Genomic DNA, 20,325 nt, shown 5'->3' on the forward strand with positions numbered 1-20,325 from the left:
TCGTCGTCTCGGTGCTTGGATTGTCAGGTGACTACTACCCAACACACCGCCCCTGACGGCGGCACCGAGTCTGGGCAGGCCACGTTCGCTCACATCAGCCGGGGCTACTACCCCACCATCGTCGCGTTGTTCGTCGCGACGCTGCTGATCTCGAATGTGGCCGCCAGCAAAGGTGTCGCCTTCTTCGCCTCGTCCGACGTCATGCTCGGACCGTTCCAAATCCTGCCGATCAATACCGACGGCGCATTTTTCCTCTTCCCCCTCGCCTACATCCTCGGCGACGTGCTCAGCGAGGTCTACGGCTTCAGAGCCACGCGCCGGGCGATCTACCTTGGCTTCGGCTCCCTGCTGCTCACGTCCGTGTGCTTCTGGATCGCCATCGAACTCCCCGCCGCCTCGTTCTACGAGAACCAGGCCGCGCTCGAAAGCGTCGTCGGCGTCGTCCCCCGACTGGTCCTCGCCGGTCTCGCCGGCTACACCGTGGGGCAGCTCCTCAACTCCGTCGTGCTGGTCAAGATCAAGGAACGCACCAAGGAAAAGCACCTGTGGGCGCGACTGATCGGCTCGACCATCGTCGGCGAATTCTTCGACACGCTGATCTTCTGCTCCATCGCCGCCGGAGTCATCGGCATCACCACGTGGACCGACTTCATCAACTACGTCATCGTCGGATTCCTGTGGAAGACACTGGCAGAGGTCATCGTCATGCCCATCACGTACCGCGTCATCTCGTACATCAAAAAGCGCGAGCCGTCGTACCAGGATCGCTAGAACGCGACCCATTCCGTACTCAGATCGAAGTAGCGCTCCCGGGCCGTCTCGAACGTGGCGACGGCCCGGGTGCCCGGCCAGTCCTCCGGTGTCATACACGGCGGAAGACCCGGGTCGACGTAGGGAATGACGCGCCATTCGTCGAGCAAAGGCACGAATGTGACAAACGCATCGCGCGGGTTCCGCGCCGGCGACCCGCCGTCGAAAGCGTCGAGAAATGCCCGATGCCGATCAGCGATGCCGGCCAGCTCCCACCACTGCTCGGCACTTTCGCGCAGCGTGCCGGGAGGCGCGACCTCGGACGCGACGAACGTCGTGACGTACTGCGACAACTCCAACGCGTCGACGATGGCAATGGCCTCCGCCGCCAGATATTCGGGCGCGATCCACAATCCTGGTGAGACTGTGCCACAGCCTATTCCGGTGAGTCGTCGCCTCAGCTGGTGGCGCGCCGCGCGTTGCGTCTCGGGAATGGTGAACGAGATCAACCGGAATGGATCGCCGTCGGCCATCCGCCGGAAGCCGAAGATCCGACCGTCTCCCCGAGCGAACATCGCATCGGCCTGCTCGGTGATCCGATAGCCGGTGCGGCCCTCTCGATTAGCTGATTCGACGACGCCCTTCTTCTTCAACCTCGTCACCGCAATGCGCGTGCTTTCCGGTGGCACTCCCAGCGTGTCCATCCAGACGACGAAATCGGCGATGGCAAACCACCCGCCGAGAGGCCGAACGTAGGCTCCGAGCACCGTGCGCACCAAAGAGGTGGCGCTACCTGGACGAGACTCGAAGTCGTCGAGGATGGCCCCGGCGGTGCTAGGCGCGGAGTTCGTCACGAATCGCCACGATACCCAGGTACACCTCGCGGTACGAGGTACTCAGTGGGCTCAACCCCAGCCGAATACCCTGTGGTGCGCGGTAATCTGGGATGACACCCTGCTCCCACAGCCGAGCAGTGATGGCCTTGAAATCTGGGTGGTCGATGGTGACGTGACCACCGCGCCGATTCGAATCCTCGGGTGAGGCGATCTCCACCCCGAGCGGTACCAGCATCTCACGCACGAGTTCGAGGGCGTATTCGGTGAGCGCAACGGACTTCGCACGGATCGCGTCCATGCCCACCTCGGCGATCATCTCGATGGTGTCCTGCATCGCGATCATCCCGAACACCGACGGCGTACCACTGATGACGCGTCGAATGCCCTGTGCCGGAACGTAACCCTGCGCCATCTCGAACGGATCGGCCCGGCCCATCCACCCCCAGATCGGCTGCACGAAGTCGGCCAGAAGATCACTGCGCACGTACGCGAAGGCCGGCGATCCCGGACCTCCGTTGAGGTACTTGTAGGTGCACCCGACGGCCAAATCGACTCCCCACGAATCGAATTCGAGCGGCACCGAACCGACGGAATGGCACACGTCCAACAGCATCAGTGCGCCGGCTTCGTGCGTGATACGCGTCGCCTCGGCCACGTCGACAAGGAAGCCTGACCGGTAGGCGACGTGGGTGATCACCACCAGGGCGGTGTTCTCCCCCACCACCTCGGCGAGTTGTTCCGGTTCGATGCCTCCGCGGCGGTCCGTCTCGATCCATCGCAGGGTCATATTCAACTCGGCCGCAATACCTTCGAGCAGGTATCGGTCGGTCGGGAAGTTGTCGCGGTCGATGATGATCTCGGTGCGGCCGGGCCGCATGGCGATCGCCGCCCGCGCCAGCTTGTACAGCAGTACCGTCGTCGAATCGCCGATGGTGGTCTGCCCGGGCGCGGCCCCGAGGGTGGCGTCGGCCAGGGCGTCGCCGATGGTGACGGGGAGGTCGAACCACTGCTCGTCCCAGCCGCGAATGAGGCGTCCGCCCCAGGCGTCGGTCATGAAGGCATTGATGCGTTCGACGCTCGCCTTGGTCGGCCGGCCCAGCGAGTTGCCGTCGAGATACGCGCTGATCGACGGGTCGTCACTGCCGAGGAACTTGTCACGATAGCTGCGGAGCGGGTCCTTGTTGTCGAGTTCGACTGCACGTTCCATCATCGGCCGATTTCCGTTCTCACAGCGAGTAATTCGGGAAAGAACGTGAGTTCGAGTGCTTTCTGCAAGAACCCGACGCCACTCGACCCTCCCGTCCCGCTCTTCATTCCGATGGTGCGCAGCACCGTGCGCATGTGGCGGAATCGCCAGAGCTGGAAGTTCTCCTCCAAGTCGACGAGCTCCTCGAATGCCTCGTACACCGCCCAATGTTCGGTGTGGTTCTCGTAGACGAACTTGATCAGCGGCATCAGGTCCTCGTTGAACGTGTATGCCGTCGCGACATCACGGTCGAGGGCCGATGCCGGTACGTCGTATCCCTGCCGTGCCAACGACCGCCAGAAGGCGTCGTACAGGCTGGGCTCGCGCAACAGAGTCGAAAGCATCTCATGCGCAGCAGGATCGGACTCGAAGACCGTCAGCATTCCCGGATTCTTGTTGCCCAGCACGAACTCCACGGCCCGGTACTGATACGACTGGAACCCCGAGGAGTTGCCGAGGAAGTCGCGGAACTGGGAGTACTCCGTCGGGGTGAGTGTCGCCAGCACCGACCACTGCTCGGTGAGCGTCTTCTGGATGTGCTTCACCCGGGCCACGCACTTGAGTGCGGTACCGATGTCGTCGGCATCGAATGCGGCTCGCGCGGCAAGGGTCTCGTGCAGCACCAGCTTGAGCCACAGCTCGGTGGTCTGGTGCTGGATGATGAACAGCAGTTCGTCGTGATGCTCGGGGGTGCTCACCGGTTTCTGAGCGCTGAGCAGCGTATCGAGGTCGAGGTAGGACCCGTAGCTCATGCGGTCACTGAAATCGGTGACGACGCTCTTCTCGATATTCCGGGTGTTCGCTTCGACGCTCATGGATCGTCCTCGAGGTGGTGGGCTGGTGAGATCAGCGTATTACATCAATGTGCCGACCGCTAGGCATCTGTAAGCTAGCGAATGCCGCGAATCCGTACGGCACCGATCAGCGCAGCGATGCTGACCAGGGACACCGCCAGGATGTAGTAGCCCGGGGACACCGCCTGACCGGTCGCGGCCACCAGAGCGGCCGCGATGGTCGGAGTGAATCCACCGAAGATCGCCGTGGTGACGTTGTATCCGAACGACAGGCCGGTGGCCCTCGAATGGACCGGGAACGCGTCGGACATCACCGACGGCAGCGCACCGAAGTACAGCGCCTTCAGCAATCCGAGCACGGTCATGACGAGCGCGAGGGTGAGGAACGACGGCACCGCAATGAGCCACATGAAGAGCGGGACGACGCTGACGCCGATCGCGATCGCCGACGGCAACATGATCTTGATGCGTCCCACCTTGTCGGACAGCTGGCCGACGAACGGTGTCACCACCGTCAGGATGACGCCGGTGATCATCAATGCTACGAACGACAGCGAATTGTTCAGTCCCAGTTGCTTGATACCGAAGGTCGGCAGGTACTGCAGAATGAAGTTCAGCGCGGTGGACACCACCAGCACACCGCCGGCGATGAGAATCCCGCCCCACTGATTCCGAAACAGATCGCGCACAGGCGATTTCGGGGTGTCCGACGCGGCGACGACGGCCGGTGATTCGTCGACGTGACGTCGGATGAACCATCCCACCGGGCCCACCATGAGCCCGAAGACGAACGGCACTCGCCAACCCCAGTCGACCATGCTGGCCTCGGACAACACCGCGGTCAATCCGGCGGTGAACGAGGCCGCCATCAGCGTAGCCAGTCCCTGGCTGGCGAACTGGAAGCTGCCGAAGAATCCGCGGCGCTTGCCGTTCTGTTCGACGAGAAAGGATGTGGCCGCGCCAAATTCGCCACCGGCCGCGAAGCCCTGAATCAGGCGCGCGACGATGATACCGATCGGAGCGAGGATGCCGATGTCGTCGTAATTGGGCATGAAGGCGATCAACGCGGTGCCGAGCACCATCAGGCGAATGCTCATCACCAGAGCCTTCTTTCGCCCTTTCCGGTCTGCGTAGGAGCCGAGGATCAGTCCGCCGAGGGGGCGAATCAGATACGAGACCCCGAAGACCGCGAACGTCTGCACCAGTTGCACGCCGGGGTCAGCCGAGGGAAAGAAGTTCTGCCCGATGTAGATGGCAAACAACGCGTAGATGGCGATGTCGAACCATTCGAGAGCGTTCCCGATGGTCGCGGCCGCGATGGCCCGGACCGGATTCTTCACGGACACAACGGCTTCACCCGCGCCGTCACGATCGGGAGTTCGATGAACGTGTGCAGTGGACATGTCGGATTCTCCGGTGGTGTTCAGGAGCGCGAGGCGCTGGCGGATTCGAGCGGTGCGTCGCGGTCGTCGTCTGTACCCGCACCGAGGTCGAAGAACAGGCCCGTGGCCATGGCGAGTCCCTCGCGCGCAACGGATGCGAGCATGTGTTCGTCGGGTGCATGTTGACGGCATCCCGGGTAGGAGTGCGGCATCCAGACCGTCGGAATTCCGAGAGTGTCGGTGAATACGTGATTGGGCAGTGACCCACCGATGTTGGGCAGCACGGTGACCGGGGACCCGACGGTGCGCTCGACCGACTGGGCGACCGTGCGAACCCAGGGGTCGTTCGGGTCCGTTCGGCTCGCAGGAAACGAGATGCCGAGTTCGACGGCGACCATCGAGTACCCGTGCGCGTCGAGGTGTCGTCGTAACCGCGCGCCGAGATCGTCGAGGTCGGTCCCGACGACGTACCGCAGCTGCAACCGCGCTCGCGCCTGGCCCGGAATCGCATTGACCGGTTCGACGATGTTGCCGGCGCTCATGGCGATCACTTCGAGAGTGTTCCACCCGAAAACCCGCTCTGCAGGCGACAATTCGGTGGCCGACCAGCCGGAGTCGACCACCGGATCGCCCGGGGTGCGTCCGACCTCGATAGCTCTGAGCGCATCGACGACGGACTCGGGAATGCGCTCGGGCACCAAGCCGTCGAGCTGGATACGGCCGTGACCGTCGACGAGCGTCCCGATGGCACCGGCCAGGGTGGTCGCGGGGTTGCGGAGCAGTCCACCCCAGTTGCCCGAGTGGTAGCCGCGCTCACGTAGGTCGACGAGGTCGAAGTCCACGCCCCCACGGGCACCGAGAAACAGTGTGGGCGTCTGGGCGTCGAGGCGTGGTCCGTCCGAGGCGATCAGCACGTCGGCAGCGAGTTCGCCTCGGTGATCCGACACGAATTGTTCGAGTCCGGGTGAGCCGATCTCCTCACCGGTCTCGAACAACAGCGTCAGGTTGAATCCCAACGATCCGCGGGCGTCGAGAACCGTCCGCAGTGCCGCGAGGTTCACCAGATGCTGACCCTTGTTGTCGGCCGTTCCGCGCCCGTAGAGCCGGCCGTCTCGCTCGACGAGAGTCCACGGCGACAATCCGTCCGACCAGTCCTCGGCCATGCCCAGAACCACGTCGGCGTGGCCGTAACAGAGCACGGTCGGCAGTTCGGGGGCCTCGTGACGGGTGGCGATCAGGAAGGGACCACCCTCCTCGACCGGGTTGGAATAGGTCTCGACCGCACACCCGAGCGCCTCGAGCCTCGACACGAGCAGATCCTGGAGATATGCCGACAACGCAACTCGACCAGCCGTCGACTGACTTTCCGAGGGGACCGACACGAGCTCGGAGAGTTCACGATGGAACGCACCCGAATCGTAGAAGTCCTTGGCCTGTGCGATCACATGCTCGCGGTTCATCGAATCTCCCTCGCCGTCGGCCTGGTGTTCGCCTGACAGTAGCGAGCCCGATACCGTCTACACCATTGCCGATTGACGCTCCCTGCGTTGCTTTCACGGCAACGCTGAGGCCGGGCAGAGGTTCGATGACAATCACGTGTCACCGCCGTGACAGTGCTGTGAAAGAAGGGGTGATTTCGTTGCATCTGATGCCCTCCGCGCTGACGTACTTCTGCGAAGTAGCGAGAACGGGGTCGGTCACCGAGGCGGCCGCAACACAACATCTGGCCGCGTCGGCGGTCAGCAGACAGATCGCCAAGCTCGAACGTGACATCGGCGTGCCGCTCTTCGCGCGACATGCCCGGGGAATGACACTCACCGAAGCGGGCCATCGCCTCCTCGCCCACGCGCGCAGACACGAAGTGGAATCGTCGACTCTCATCGCCGAAATACGCAGCGTCGACGCCACCGAACACGGCAGCGTCACCGTCGCCTGCACCGAAGGTTTCTCGCAGTCCGTCGTCCCACGGGCCATGGCGTCGGTCCATCGGACTCACCCGTCGGTCACCTTCACTTTGGACGTGGTGGGACCGGACGAGGCCAGCCGACGGGTGGTCGACGCCCGCGCGGACGTCGCGGTCACCTTCTCGCTCGGTCGACGCACCGACGTGACGGTCGAACATTCCGTCACCGTGCCCATCTGCGCCGTCGTCGCGCTCGGTCACCCGCTCAGCGACCGAGCCAGCGTCGATCTGGCTGACATCTGCGCCTATCCCCTCGCGCTGTCGACCACCGGCTCGAGTCAACGCGAATTGTTCGACGCCGGAATCCGTCTGGAGGGACTCTCACCCCACGTCGGTCTGCAATGCGAGCGGCTGGCGCCGATACTGGAGTTCGCTCGCTCGAGCGACGGCGTCGCACTCGTCAGCGACCTGGGTGGTGACCGCAAATCGGGCCTGACGTACATCCCCCTCGTGCATCCGGTGTTCGCTCAGCGCCGGGCCGAAATTCACACGATGCGCGGTAGGCCGCCGTCGGCCCGAATCGTGGCTCTGATCGACGCGTTGACCGACATTCTCGAGGCCGCGGGATAGTGGCGGGACCTCGAACTGGCCTATCCTCGAGGTAACCGAATCGAGTGAGGGATCGCAGTGCGAAGAGCGTCCGGACAGTTGGAGGAGTCGATCCTCGATTTGCTCGGCGAGCACACGGAACTCTCGGTGGCCCAGGCCCGCGAGCATCTGGGCTCGGATCTCGCGCACACCACCGTCATGACCGCATTGGTGCGCTTGCACGGCAAGGGGCTGGTCGATCGCGAGCGTCGAGGACGGTCGTACGTCTACACCCTCAACGCCCCGGTCGACGAGATCCCGGCGCTTCGGGCCGCGATGCGAATGCGCACCGAGCTCGGCACACGAGCCGAGCGCGCCGACGTACTGGCCAGCTTCGTGGCCGCACTCGACCCTGAGGACGAGGCGACGCTGCGAGAGTTGCTCGCCAAATCGGACGCAGCCGAGCACCATCGATGACTCTGCTCCTGATCGTCGCCGTATTGCCGTGGGCGCTGTCGCTGCTCCTTGGATTCGGAGCCGACCGCATCGACCGTCGTCTCAACCCCTCGACCGCCGTGGTGCTGCTGCCCATTCTGTCTGTGGTCACGGCGTTCTCGGCGCTCGCGTCCCTGACTGCGCTCGCCGCGGTCTTCCTGGCGACGAGTCGGGCCGTGTGGGTGACACTGGGAATCGTGATCTGCGCGTGGATGATCTGGCGGTCGGTCGAAGTGGCCCGCCATATTCGACGCGTCGTCGCCAGTACGTCCATCGCATCCGAATTCGGTGACGAGGCGCGGGCGACGGGCGGCATCGTCGTGGTCGACTCCGACGTTCCTGACGCTTTTGCCGTCCCCTCCGGCGGAGGTGCCGTCGTGATCACTACCGGCCTCGCGGAAGCGTTGTCGGACAACGAATTACGAGCAGTGATCGAGCACGAGCGCGCCCATCTGCGGCACCGTCACAGCGTGTGGATCCAGATGTGCGAAATCGCGGCCCGCGTCGATCCGGTTCTCGAACCGTTGACCGCGAAGGTACGGCACGCGGCGGAGCGTCAGGCAGACGAGAGTGCGGCAAGGCTGGGACGGCGAGAGACGTTGTCTGCCATCGCCAGAACCTCTTTGCTCCGGAATCAGCTCGACCGTGGAACTCGCACCCTCGCCAGTACCGGTGGCGACGTCGTGCGGCGGGTCCAAGCCCTCGGTGAACCACCGCAGCATCGCCCCGACCGTGGAATCCTGGCCGCCGGCGTGGTCCTCGTCCTCGCCTTCGCCGTCATCTCGGTGGCATTGTTCGACGTCGTCCAAGATGTGGTGGCACCCGAAACCGGGGAAGCTGCCACTTCGATCTTCCGCTGATCTCGGTCAGATACCGGCAACGCCCGCCAGTTGGCCGATCGCATAGGTGACGGCCATCGCGATCGCACCACCGATCACGATGCGAGTCATCGCCGGCCGACCCGGCGCACCGCCGAGACGCGCGCTGATGCTTCCGGTCAAGGCCAAAGCCAGCAGCACCACGACGAACGTCACCGGAACGCGCAGCGACGGCGGCAGCAACAGAATGGACAGCAACGGCAGCAGGGCACCGCTGACGAACGACACCGCAGACGAGCCGGCCGCCTGCCACGGATTGGTCAGCGCATCCGGGTCGATGCCCAACTCGATGTCCACGTGGGCGGCAAACGGATCGTGCTCGGTGAGTTCGCGAGCGACGGTCTGTGCCGTGTCGGCCGACAGGCCCTTGGCCTCGTACAGTGCCGCGAGCTCGGCCAATTCCTGCTCGGGTTGCTCGTCGAGTTCTCGGCGTTCCTTGATCAGCAGAGAACGCTCGGCGTCACGTTGCGTGCTGACCGAGACGTACTCCCCCAGCGCCATGGACACCGCTCCGGCGACGAGCCCCGCGACACCAGCGGTGAGCAGCGACCCTCTGTCCGTGGTGGCGGCCGCGACGCCGACGACCAGGCCGGCGGTGGAGACGATGCCATCGTTGGCACCCAACACCCCGGCCCGCAGCCAGTTCAGCCGACCGGACAGATCACCGTGCGGTTCGTGCTCGTGCAGGCTCGGCTCGGGCTCACTCATCGACGGCCGTTGCCGATACGTCGTCCCACGCGGCGCGAGCGCCGGACTCTCCGATTCTGTACACCTGGACGATTGTGGTCGCTCCGATCACTACTGCCAAGACCACGACGACAATCGACTGCCACCGCACGGGCGCGTTACCGCGACGCTCACGCAGATGCAGGAACACGAGCAGCGCAGCGACGATCACCAAGCCGACGGAGAAGTAGATCATCCAGTCACCGATCTCGGTGTGCTGCTCCACCGCCGCGGTCTCGGGTACGCGCTTCTCGAGCCACTCGCCTGCCTCGGTGGTCAGCGGAGTCAGCGCCAGCGTGAACACCGCCAGGGCTGCGATGAGCCACACCAGCCTGCTGCGCACACCGGTCCAGATACTGGCCGCAATGGCGAGCAGCGCGGTCAACGGTGCCAGCACCACGATGAAGTGAACGAGCAGAATATGGGCCGGAAGGCCGTTGAAGGTGGACATGCGTTCTCCCGCTGGATTCGAAGTCGCGTGCACCTCACGCACCGTAGATACTACACATCGTGTAGTACATAGGTGGTCGGGTTTCGCCACGCCGAGTCCGGTTCTGCGACGCCTGCCGTCAGGATCTGCTCGAATCGCCGACCGAGCTCCATCACGGTGTTCTGGTCGAACAATGCTGTGGAATAGACGATATCGACCGTAGTCTCGATAGCCTTCCCTTCGTCGTCCCGCCGTTCGGTGACGTGAAAGTGGAGATCGCACTTGGCGATGTCGATCGGCTGCGGCGTGATCTCGACGTGCACGTCCCCCATGTCGAGGGTCGCGGAGGTGAAGACATCCAACGACAGCGCAACCTGAAAGATGGGATGCCGCGCTTCCGACGACTCCGCAGCGACGGCAGTCACGACATCTTCGAACGGCACCGTCGCATGGTCGAAGGCCCGCAGTTCGCTGGCCCGGGCCGCCTTCACGACGTCTTCGACGGTTGTCGCCGCTGCGATCTCGGTCCGGATGGCAACGGTGGTGGTGAACGTTCCGACGACCTGCTCGAGGTTCGGGTCGTCGCAACCGGCAACCGGGGTTCCGATGACCAGATCAGTGGACGCTGTCATCTCGGCGAGCAGAATCAACAGCGCTGCGCGCAGCACGGTGAATCGTCCTGTCACGCAGCGTTGTGCGAGACCGGACATTCTCTGCGTGGCGTGTGCATCGAACCGTAGCGTTGTGCGTGCGCCGGAGAAATCCCAGTCCTGTGCTCGCGGCCGGTCCAGTGGCAAGTCCCTCGACCTGGGTATGTCCGCCAGCTCTGCGCGCCAGAAGTCCAGATCGGCCGATACGTCTCGTGTGCAGGCCCAGACGCTGTAATCGGCGTAGTACAAGGGTAATTCGGGCCACGACGGCGTGGTGCCGGTCATCCTGGCGTGATACGCGACGACGAAATCCGACGCCAACAGCCCCAGTGACCACCCGTCCGCGGCGATGTGGTGAATGGCGCACGCAAGCACGTGGCGATCGGGCGCTACTGCGAACAGGCGCGCTCGGATCGGAACCTCGGTGCGCACGTCGAAGGCTTGCTCGAGGATCTGCGTCACCGCGGCATCGTCGAAGTGGTGGACAACGAGATTCGGTGCGACGCCGGCAGAATCCGGTTCGACCACTTGCACCGGGACCCCGTCGACATCCGGGTAGCGCGTACGCAGCGTGCTGTGTCGATCGATCAGGTCGGTCAAGGCCTGCGCGGCTGCTACTGCGTGGAACTCCCCGGAAATCGTGACCGTGAACGGCAGGTTGTACAGCGGAAGCCGTGCGCTTCGATCGATGTGGCGTTGCTGCGGCGCGAGCGGAATTGCGACTACCCCCTCCGAAATTCCGCATTCGGGCCGCGAATTGTCCTGCCGCTCAACCAGACGACGCTCATCGATACATGCAGCCAACGCCTGGACGGACGGCGCACCGGCGAGGTCTCGCACACCGATGTCCGCCGATGTCTCGGCCCGCACCGACGCAACGACTCTGGTCGCCGCCAGCGAGTCGCCTCCGAGGTCGAAGAACGACGCGGTGCAATCGACACCGTCCCTGCCGAGCACGCGCGCGAACGCGGCCGCCACGATTTCCTCGGTGGCACCGGACGGTTCGCTTCGAGCACCGGTCGTCGACGTGGTGAGGTCCGGCGCGGGAAGTGCACCGCGATCGACCTTCCGATTGATGGTCAACGGAATCTCGTCGAGAACCGACAGGGTCGACGGCACCATGTGGGTAGGCAGTCTCTGTGCGAGATCCCGACGAATGGCCTCGGTGTCGAGCACGTGCCCGGCGCGCGCGGCCACGACGTACCCGTCGATACGCAGATCACCAGTGTCGCTGCGACGCAACGCAGACGATGCCGATACGACCTCCGGATGCGCCCGTAGCGCTGCGTCGACCTCACCCAGTTCGACGCGATTTCCCCGAATCTTGATCTGATCGTCGATGCGGCCGAGGAACTCCAGCGTGCCATCTTCGCGCCGGCGCGCCCGGTCTCCGCTACGAAACATCCGAATCCCATTGCTACTGAACGGGTTCGCGACGAACCGCGCCGATGTGTCCACGGTGCGACCGAGATATCCCCGCGCGATACCGGACGTCTCGATGTAGATCTCACCGACCGCACCCGATGGAACCGGCCGTAGGGTGCGATCGAGGAGGTGAATCACCGCACCCACCATGGCTCGTCCGATTCCGTCGGTGCTGCCCGGACGCAGCGGCGCCGTCATCGTCACACTGCAGGTCGTCTCGGTGGGGCCGTAGGCGTTGAGCAGTCGCCGACCCGTCGACCAGCGGTCGACCGTATCCTGCGGGGCTGCCTCACCGCCGATGATGATCGTCCCGACACCCACCAGCGCTGCGGGCTCCATCGTCGCCAGAACCGAGGGCGTGATCAAGAGATGGGTAATAGCCTGTTGGGCAATCACATCGGACAGTTCCGAGCCACCGTAACTACTTGTCGGTGCGATCACCACTGCCGCGCCTGCACTCGCTGCGGCCAGCATTTCGACTAGGGCGGTGTCGAATCCGGGTGAGGCGAGATGACAGACCCGCGACCTGGCGTCGAGGTCGTAGCTGCGTCGGATCTGTTGCACCAGAGCGGAGATTCCATCGTGGGTGACGACGACACCCTTGGGTGTACCGGTGGATCCCGAGGTGTAGATGACGTAGGCCGCCTGGTGCGGTGCGGTCGACGCCGTCCTATCGTTCGAGCTTCCCTTTGCGACAACGTTCTCGATGTTCAGCCACTCGATCGCGCCCGATTCGTTGCCGGCCGTGCACAGACCCAACACTGCTGCGCTGTCGTGCACGACGAACTGCGCCCGCTCGCGGGGGTGATTCGGGTCGACAGGAACGTACACCGCGCCCACTCGCGCGATTGCCCAGAACGCGACGACTCCCTCCACCGACCGGCCGATGCGCACGGCCACCCGGTCCTCGATGCCGATTCCTCGGGCAGTCAGAACAGATGCGAGGGCAGCAACTCTCGTGGCCAACTCTGCGTAGGTGACCGACACATGCGCATCGTGAATCGCAATTCGATTGCTGCAGTTCATGATTGCCTCGGTCAACGTCTCGTTCAGAGAACCGTGCTCGGTCACGGCCGCGCCGACCGAAGCGGACGCCACATCACGCTCGTCGGGGAGGAACAGGTCGAGGTCGGCCACTGCCGTGTCGCCGTAGCCGGATGCGGCGAAACGGTCGAGGAAGTGCAGGAACCGTTCGTGGTGGCGAGCGAGGTCGCTCGGGGTGTACGCGGCAGGGTTGGCCTCGAAGTCGATGCGCGGACGAGCTCCGCCTCGACCGGGATAGATGTTGACCGCAAGGTCCGGCACCGGACCCGTGGCCAGAATGTTGATCTCGCCGTCGACATCGCCGAGGGACACCGTGTTCGCGAACATCATCACGTTGATCGTCGGCCCGAAACGGCCGGCGCGCAGTGCACGTCCACTCTCCGACGCCGGGGGCCTGCTGCGTTGATGTCGCAGCACGGCTGCGATGGCGACCTCGGTCGATTTGACCACGCTGTTCACTGTCGCCGACCCGATGCCCGGCAGCCGCAACGGAACCACATTCGACAACGACCATCCGGCTCGGCGCAGAAGTGCTGTGGGCCGTGCAGATACGGGCAAGGACAGATCGACGTCGTCGGTGTCGTTCATGCGCGCGAGATAGGCGGCGAATGCTGCGATGACCACCGTCGACGTGGGTTGACCGCAGTCGGCCCGAGAAATGGTTCGATCTTCGCCCACGACGATGGGCACGAATGCAGGCGTGGCGGCCGGGCTTAGGGGCGCGGTGTACCCCATCTCGGTGGATTCCCAGTACTCCCGATCCCGCCGTGCGCGAGTGGATGCGTGATAGCGCTCGTCCTCGGCGAGAAGTGCCGCGGGAGTCGTCGGCTCGATCAGCGGTGGCTCCACTCCGTCCTGTACTGCGGCATATAGAGCCGCCGCCCGCTCGAGAACCTTCATCGAGGCATAGCCGTCGAGCGCGATGTGGTGGGCTCTGGTGTACCAGAACACGCGATCGTCCCCGACGCGGAGGACACGCAACCGTACGAGCTGACCGTCCGTCGACAGCGGTGTTCGACAATCGTCGTTCATCCACTGTCGGGCCGCGTCTGCCGGAGAGTCGTGCTCACGGAAGTCGAGGATCTGCACTGCGTCGGTCTCCGCCGCCTCGAACCGCTGCGTCGGGAGGCCGTCGATCTCGACGATGCGCATCGTCGACGACGAGTACTCTCGATGCGCCGCGCTTCCGCTGTTAACCAGGGTATCCAGGTCCACAGCACCGACGAGATCGACGTAGTACGCGATGGCGAAGGGCGCGTCCGGCATGAATTGCTGAGCCATCCAGATATCGGCCTGCGCCGAAGTCAGAGGCAAGGCGTCGAACATTGTGGTCCCCCCACGGCGGTTCCAGCTACTACATGATCTGTAGTAACAATGTACGCCGCTGCCAGAGTCGAACACTGGCGAGATCTCGACAGCCGTGCTGGCCTGGGGTGTCGTATGGTCGGTGCGTGCCGCCGAACAACCACTATCACCACCTGATGTTCGGCCCTGCCGCGATTGCGCGGCAGCAGGTCGACGGCAGTTACACCGCCTACGGCTCACAGACCGAGCGACCCGACGACGGCCCGATGCCACTCGACGATCGCGAGAAGGCGATGATCCGCGCCCTGGATCAGTTCCAGATCGCCACCGTCACCGAGTCCGGGTGGCCCTACATCCAGTACCGCAGTGGACCGAAGGGATTTCTCCAGGTTCTCGACAACCACACTCTGGGTTTCGCCGATTTCGCCGGCAACCATCAGTACGTGACGGCGGCCAATCTCGATCACGACGATCGCGTCGCGATCTTCCTCGTGAATTACCCTCTGCGGCAACGACTCAAGCTCTACGGACGGGCACGTACGATCGAGGCCGCGGACGATCCCGAACTACTGGAGCGACTCAAAAAGATCGGTGACCTGACCGTCGCGGCCACCTGCGAACGCAGCGTCGTCATCCACGTCGAGGCATTCGACTGGAACTGCACGCGCAGCATCATCCCGCGCTACGACGCGGCGTACCTCGCGGACCTGTCCGAGGTATACCAGCGCAAAGCTGCCGAACGGGAAACCGAACTACTGCAGCGTATTTCGGAGCTGGAAGATCAGCTCAGGCAGTCTTCGACGCATAGAACCGGCCCAGATACTCCGTCTTGAACTCGGTGAATCGCTGCTGCTCGATCGAAGCGCGGATGTCGTCGACCAGCTTGACCGTGAATCGCTCGTTGTGAATCGTGCACAGCGTCGAGGCAAGCATCTCCTTCGCCTTGAACAGGTGATGGATGTAGGCCTTGGTGTAGTGCGCGCAGGTGTAGCAGTCGCAGTTCTCGTCGATCGGGGTGAAATCGCGCCGATGCTTCGCGGTGTTGATGTTGAAGCGGCCCGTGGGCACATAGATCGCCGCATTGCGCGCCACCCGTGAGGGATTGACGCAGTCGAAGGTGTCGGCACCGTTCTCGATTGCGACGAAGAAGTCGTCCGGCTCGCTGATCCCGAGCATGTGGCGCGGCTTGTGTTCGGGCAGTTCCTCGTTCACCCACCGAGTGATGGTGCCCAGGTTCTGCTTCTCGAGTGCGCCGCCGATTCCGTAGCCGTCGAAGCCGCGGCCGGTCTCACCGGTGATCGTCTCGAGGTCGTGCGCGGCCTTGCGTCGCAGGTCCTCGTACTGCGCTCCCTGGACCACTCCGAACAGCGCCTGGTACGGCTTGTCGGCACGCTCGACGGTGAGGCGTTCGTGTTCGAGGACGCATCGCTTCGCCCATGCCTGGGTGCGGTCGACCGACTTCTCCTGATACCCGCGGGTATTCATCAGCGTGGTCAGCTCGTCGAACGCGAACATGATGTCGGCTCCGAGCCGATGCTGAATCTGCATCGACACCTCGGGAGTGAATCGATGCTTCGAGCCGTCGAGATGGGACTTGAATGTGACTCCGTCGTCGTCGACGTGGGCCAATCGTTCCTTGCCCTCGGCGATGACGTCGTCGGACTCCACCCGTGAGGCATCCATCGAGATGACCTTCTTGAACCCGACACCGAGGGACATCACCTGGAAGCCGCCGCTGTCGGTGAACGTGGGCCCGTCCCAGTTCATGAATTTGCCCAGGCCGCCTGCCTCGTCGACGATGTCCGAGCCCGGCTGCAGGTACAGGTGATACGCGTTGGCGAGTACCGCCTGTGCGCCGAGTTCCTTCATCGCCTCCGGCAGCACCGCTTTGACGGTCGCCTTCGTCCCCACCGCAATGAACGCGGGGGTGGCGATATCGCCGTGCGGGGTGTGGATGGTGCCGGTGCGTCCGAGCTCACCGTCGAGCCGGGTGCCGATATCGAAGCCGAAATTGGAAGAACTCACCGCGTCAGTATGCGGCTTCGCCGCTTGTGAGTGGAAATTCGTAGCCCACTACGATTTTCCACTCACGTGCGGCGCCAGCCGCCTAACTGCTGTAGAGCCGGTAATACGCACCCTTGGCCTCGAGCAATTCCTCGTGATTGCCCTGCTCGACGATGCTGCCGTTTTCCATCACGACGATGGTGTCGGCGTCACGGATGGTCGAGAGACGATGCGCGATAACGAAACTGGTGCGGTCGTTGCGCAGCGCTGCCGTCGCCTTCTGCACCAGCAGTTCGGTGCGAGTGTCCACCGAGCTGGTGGCCTCGTCGAGGATCAGGATCAGCGGCTTGGCCAGGAAGGCACGGGCGATGGTGATGAGCTGCTTCTCACCGGCGCTGACGTTGTTGCCCTCCTCGTCGATGATCGTGTCGTATCCGTCGGGCAGCGAATGCACGAACTTGTCCACGTAGCTCACCCGAGCCGCCTCGAGAATCTCTTCCTCACTGGCGGTCGGGTCACCGTAGGCGATGTTGTCTCGGATGGTGCCGCCGAACAACCACGTGTCCTGCAACACCATGCCGGTTCGTGAACGCAACTCGTCGCGAGTCATCTTGCGTGTGTCGACGCCATCGAGTGTGATTCGGCCGGAATCGATCTCGTAGAACCGCATGATCAGGTTGACCAGCGTGGTCTTGCCGGCACCGGTGGGTCCGACGATCGCCACCAGATGTCCCGGATCTGCGGTGAGCGACAGGTTCTGAATGAGCGGCTGCTCCGGCGAGTAGCTGAACGAGACGTCGTCGAACACGACGCGTCCGCGGCGCTCCGTCGGGCTGGACGCAGGCACGACGTCCGGGTCTTCCTCGTCGGCGTCGAGCACCTCGAAGATGCGTTCGGCGGACGCGACTCCGGACTGAATCAGGTTGATCATCGCGCCGACCTGCGACAGCGGCTGAGTGAACTGCCGCGAATACTGAATGAACGCCTGCACTTCGCCCAGGCTCAGTGTTCCCGACGCCACGCGAAGGCCGCCCACGACGGCGACGACGACGTAGTTGATGTTTCCGAGGAACATGATGATCGGCATGATCAGGCCCGAGATGAACTGCGCCCGGAAGCCTGCTTGGAAGAGCTTCTCGTTGCGGTCACCGAACTCGCGTTCCACCTCCGCCTGGCGGCCGAACGCCTTGACGATCTCGTGGCCGGTGTAGGTCTCTTCGATCTGCGCGTTGAGCTTGCCGGTGTGCTTCCACTGCGCCACGAAGTGCGGCTGCGACCTCTTGGCGATCAGCGCGGTCACCAGGAACGAGGCCGGGATCGTCAGCAGCGCAACCAGAGCGAGCAACGGCGAGATCCAGATCATCACGCCGAGGATGCCGAGCACGGTCAGGATGCCGGTGATGAGCTGGCTCAGTGTCTGCTGCAGGCTGGTCGAGACGTTGTCGATGTCGTTGGTGACGCGGCTGAGCGTCTCGCCTCGGGCATTGTTGTCGAAGTACTGCAGCGGCAGGCGATGCACCTTGGCCTCGACGCTGCCGCGCAGCAACAGAATTCGACGCTGCAGCGCGATGTTGAGGATGTAGCCCTGAGCCCACGCCAGCAGTGCAGACACTACGTACAGTGCGAGAACCCAGAGCAACACCGTTCCGACGGCACCGAAATCGATTCCCGCACCGGGCGTCACGTCCATGCCCGAGACGAGGTCGGCGACGGTGTCGTTACCGGCGGCCCGAAGGCCGTCGACCGCTTGTTCTTTCGTCTGCCCCGGTTCGAGATCTCCGCCGACGACTCCGTTGAAGATGAGGTTGGTCGCATGCCCGAGGACGGTCGGCGCAGCGACGCTGAGGACGACGCTGACGATTCCCAGCACGAGCATCAGGCTCAGCAGGAATCGTTCTGGAGCAAGCAAACCGATGACGCGTTTGAACGAGCCCTTGAAGTTCTTGGCTTTCGTGGCCGGCAGTGCCTTCGCGACGCGACTGCCCTTCTTCTTCTCCAAGGAGGGCTTGGCCGCGGAATCCTTGGTGGTGTCGGTGTCGGTGTCGGTCACAGTGCACCTGCAACTTGCCGCTGCGAGTCGACGATCTCGGCGTAGGTGGGGCAGGTGGCCATCAGTTGCTCGTGGTTACCCACGCCCACCGGCTTTCCGTCGTCGAGCACGAGTATCTGGTCGGCGTCGACGATGGTCGACACCCGTTGAGCCACAACGATCATGCATGCATCTCGCGTCACCGGCCGCAGCGCCGCACGCAGTTTCGCGTCGGTGGTGAGGTCGAGAGCGGAGAAGGAATCGTCGAACAGGTAGATCTTGGGTTTGCGTACCAGCGCCCGGGCAATGGCCAGTCGTTGCCGCTGACCGCCCGACACAGTAGTGCCGCCCTGCGCGACGGCAGTCTCTAGGCCGTCGGGCATCGCGCGCACGAAGTCGGCTCCCTGGGCGATCTCGAGCGCCTCCCACAGTTCCGCGTCGGTGGCGTCGGCCTTGCCGTACCGCAGATTGCTGGCGATGGTGCCGGAGAACAGGTACGGCTTCTGCGGCACGAATCCGATCTCGGATCGCAGCAGGTCCAGATCGAGTTCGCGAATGTCGACACCGCCGACCCGCACCTGGCCGCCGGTGACGTCCATCAGCCGTGGAATCAGATTGACGAGAGTCGATTTACCCGATCCGGTACCGCCGATGATGGCGGTGACCTTGCCTGCCTCGGCAGTCAGATTCACCCCGCACAGCACCGGGTATTCGGCTCCGGGATAAGAGAATTCGGCCCCGACGAGCTCGACCGTGCCCGGTGAGGACACGAACGTCCGGGGATTCTCGGGCAACACCACCGAGGATTCGGTGGCCAGAACCTCGCTGATGCGATCGGCGCAGACCGATGCGCGCGGCACCATCATCGCGATGAACGACGCCATCATCACCGACATCAGGATGAGCATGATGTAGCTCAGAAGCGCAGTGAGCGAACCGATCTGCATCGTGCCGTTGTCGATGGCGTGACCACCGAACCAGATGACGGCGACGCTGGTGACGTTGCTGATGAGCATGACGGTCGGGAACATCAAGGCCATCAGCCGGCCGACCTTGAGTGCTGTCTCGGTCAACGAGGTGTTGGCTGCGCCGAAACGGTCGACCTCGAATTGTTCGCGGACGAACGCCCGCACGACGCGAATGCCGGTGATCTGTTCGCGTAGTACGCGATTGACCGCGTCGATGCGCTTCTGCATGGAGCGGAAGGCCGGCACCATGCGAACGATGATCAGGCCCATCGCGAGTGCGAGGCCGGGCACGGCGATGAGCAGGATCCACGACAGGCCGATGTCCTCACGTAGTGACATCACGATGCCGCCGATGCACATGATGGGAGCCATCACCACGATGGTGAATCCCATGATGATCACCAACTGCACCTGCTGCACGTCGTTGGTGTTGCGGGTGATCAGTGACGGAGCACCGAATTTTCCGACCTCGCGGGCGGAGAACGTGCCGACGCGTTCGAGGATTGCTCCGCGAAGGTCGCGTCCGACACTCATGGCCGTGCGTGCACCGAGGAACACCGCTGCGGCAGAGCTGATGATCTGTACTGCCGAGATCAACAGCATGACGCCGCCGGCGGACAGGATGTAGCCGGTGTCGCCGACGGTCACACCGTTGTCGATAATGTCCGCGTTGAGACTCGGGAGGAACAACGCGGCGAGGGTGGCGATCAGCTGCAGCAGCACCAAGCAGAGAATCGGCAGCTTGTACGGGGCGAGAAACCTACGCAGAAGGGGGATCAGCATGATGACCGAAGATTACTCGTACACATGGATAACAGTCTCTCCGTTTCGAGTATTACGAGCAATCTTCGGCCTCTCAGCTGCGACGCGAG

16 protein-coding genes are annotated in these 20,325 nt (G+C 63.7%); 5 read left to right on the forward strand and 11 right to left on the reverse strand.

Annotated features, from left to right (window positions below):
• Nucleotides 1–27 precede the first annotated feature (27 nt).
• Nucleotides 28–771, forward strand: coding sequence for a queuosine precursor transporter (locus tag AB0P23_RS07885; protein WP_032373944.1), 744 nt, complete (start codon nt 28–30; stop codon nt 769–771).
• Here AB0P23_RS07885 and AB0P23_RS07890 read toward each other — a convergent pair.
• From AB0P23_RS07890 to AB0P23_RS07910, 5 genes are all read right to left on the reverse strand, one after another.
• A complete protein-coding gene (locus tag AB0P23_RS07890) occupies nt 768–1,604 on the reverse strand; it encodes a PaaX family transcriptional regulator C-terminal domain-containing protein (RefSeq protein ID WP_032373943.1) in 837 nt (278 codons plus the stop codon). The two genes, AB0P23_RS07885 and AB0P23_RS07890, sit on opposite strands and share 4 nt — an antisense overlap.
• On the reverse strand, nt 1,585–2,793 hold the full coding sequence (locus AB0P23_RS07895) for an aminotransferase class V-fold PLP-dependent enzyme (protein ID WP_032373942.1): 1,209 nt from the start codon (nt 2,791–2,793) through the stop codon (nt 1,585–1,587). The genes AB0P23_RS07890 and AB0P23_RS07895 overlap by 20 nt, the downstream gene beginning before the upstream one ends.
• Nucleotides 2,793–3,647 carry a tryptophan 2,3-dioxygenase family protein gene (locus AB0P23_RS07900; protein WP_032399316.1) on the reverse strand — a complete coding sequence of 285 codons (855 nt, stop codon included), beginning with the start codon at nt 3,645–3,647 and terminating at the stop codon, nt 2,793–2,795. The genes AB0P23_RS07895 and AB0P23_RS07900 overlap by 1 nt, the downstream gene beginning before the upstream one ends.
• A gap of 74 nt (nt 3,648–3,721) precedes the next feature.
• A complete protein-coding gene (locus tag AB0P23_RS07905; RefSeq protein ID WP_045841462.1) occupies nt 3,722–5,029 on the reverse strand; it encodes an MFS transporter in 1,308 nt (435 codons plus the stop codon).
• 20 nt (nt 5,030–5,049) lie between these two features.
• The gene (locus tag AB0P23_RS07910) at nt 5,050–6,468 is read right to left on the reverse strand and encodes a M20 family metallopeptidase (RefSeq protein ID WP_363797188.1); all 1,419 of its coding nucleotides are present in this window, start codon (nt 6,466–6,468) and stop codon (nt 5,050–5,052) included.
• A gap of 125 nt (nt 6,469–6,593) precedes the next feature.
• Between AB0P23_RS07910 and AB0P23_RS07915 the strand changes: the two genes are divergently transcribed.
• From AB0P23_RS07915 to AB0P23_RS07925, 3 genes are read left to right on the forward strand one after another with little or no spacing between them, the layout of a single operon-like run.
• Nucleotides 6,594–7,541 (forward strand): LysR family transcriptional regulator, encoded by a 948-nt coding sequence (locus tag AB0P23_RS07915; protein ID WP_206498901.1) that lies wholly within the window; start codon nt 6,594–6,596, stop codon nt 7,539–7,541.
• 57 nt (nt 7,542–7,598) lie between these two features.
• Complete coding sequence (locus AB0P23_RS07920) at nt 7,599–7,976, forward strand: BlaI/MecI/CopY family transcriptional regulator (protein WP_032367790.1); 378 nt, start codon at nt 7,599–7,601, stop codon at nt 7,974–7,976.
• A complete protein-coding gene (locus AB0P23_RS07925) occupies nt 7,973–8,854 on the forward strand; it encodes a M56 family metallopeptidase (RefSeq protein WP_032399318.1) in 882 nt (293 codons plus the stop codon). Before AB0P23_RS07920 ends, AB0P23_RS07925 begins: the two co-directional genes overlap by 4 nt.
• A gap of 6 nt (nt 8,855–8,860) precedes the next feature.
• Here AB0P23_RS07925 and AB0P23_RS07930 read toward each other — a convergent pair whose 3' ends face one another.
• Genes AB0P23_RS07930 through AB0P23_RS07940 form a run of 3 tightly spaced genes read right to left on the reverse strand, consistent with a single transcriptional unit; the run spans nt 8,861 to nt 14,461 of the window.
• Nucleotides 8,861–9,580 (reverse strand): VIT family protein, encoded by a 720-nt coding sequence (locus AB0P23_RS07930; protein ID WP_032373937.1) that lies wholly within the window; start codon nt 9,578–9,580, stop codon nt 8,861–8,863.
• On the reverse strand, nt 9,573–10,049 hold the full coding sequence (locus AB0P23_RS07935) for a DUF2231 domain-containing protein (protein WP_032392836.1): 477 nt from the start codon (nt 10,047–10,049) through the stop codon (nt 9,573–9,575). Before AB0P23_RS07935 ends, AB0P23_RS07930 begins: the two co-directional genes overlap by 8 nt.
• 50 nt (nt 10,050–10,099) lie before the next feature.
• The gene (locus AB0P23_RS07940; RefSeq protein WP_230593348.1) at nt 10,100–14,461 is read right to left on the reverse strand and encodes a non-ribosomal peptide synthetase; all 4,362 of its coding nucleotides are present in this window, start codon (nt 14,459–14,461) and stop codon (nt 10,100–10,102) included.
• 137 nt (nt 14,462–14,598) lie between these two features.
• Between AB0P23_RS07940 and AB0P23_RS07945 the strand changes: the two genes are divergently transcribed.
• Nucleotides 14,599–15,285, forward strand: a complete 687-nt coding sequence (locus AB0P23_RS07945; RefSeq protein ID WP_230593349.1) for a pyridoxamine 5'-phosphate oxidase family protein — start codon at nt 14,599–14,601, stop codon at nt 15,283–15,285.
• Here AB0P23_RS07945 and tgt read toward each other — a convergent pair.
• The 3 genes from tgt to AB0P23_RS07960 all read right to left on the reverse strand — a co-directional run bounded on the left by tgt (nt 15,239) and on the right by AB0P23_RS07960 (nt 20,236).
• Entirely contained in the window at nt 15,239–16,477 is a 1,239-nt protein-coding gene (gene tgt, locus AB0P23_RS07950) for a tRNA guanosine(34) transglycosylase Tgt (protein WP_032399321.1), read from the reverse strand. The two genes, AB0P23_RS07945 and tgt, sit on opposite strands and share 47 nt — an antisense overlap.
• Nucleotides 16,478–16,559: 82 nt before the next feature.
• Complete coding sequence (locus tag AB0P23_RS07955) at nt 16,560–18,419, reverse strand: ABC transporter ATP-binding protein (protein WP_230591456.1); 1,860 nt, start codon at nt 18,417–18,419, stop codon at nt 16,560–16,562.
• A gap of 83 nt (nt 18,420–18,502) precedes the next feature.
• The gene (locus AB0P23_RS07960) at nt 18,503–20,236 is read right to left on the reverse strand and encodes an ABC transporter ATP-binding protein (RefSeq protein ID WP_027494600.1); all 1,734 of its coding nucleotides are present in this window, start codon (nt 20,234–20,236) and stop codon (nt 18,503–18,505) included.
• Between the last annotated feature and the right edge of the window lie 89 nt (nt 20,237–20,325).

Source organism: Rhodococcus sp. NPDC077669, from assembly GCF_040686915.1.
In the GTDB taxonomy this organism is placed as follows: Bacteria; Actinomycetota; Actinomycetes; order Mycobacteriales; family Mycobacteriaceae; genus Rhodococcoides; species Rhodococcoides fascians.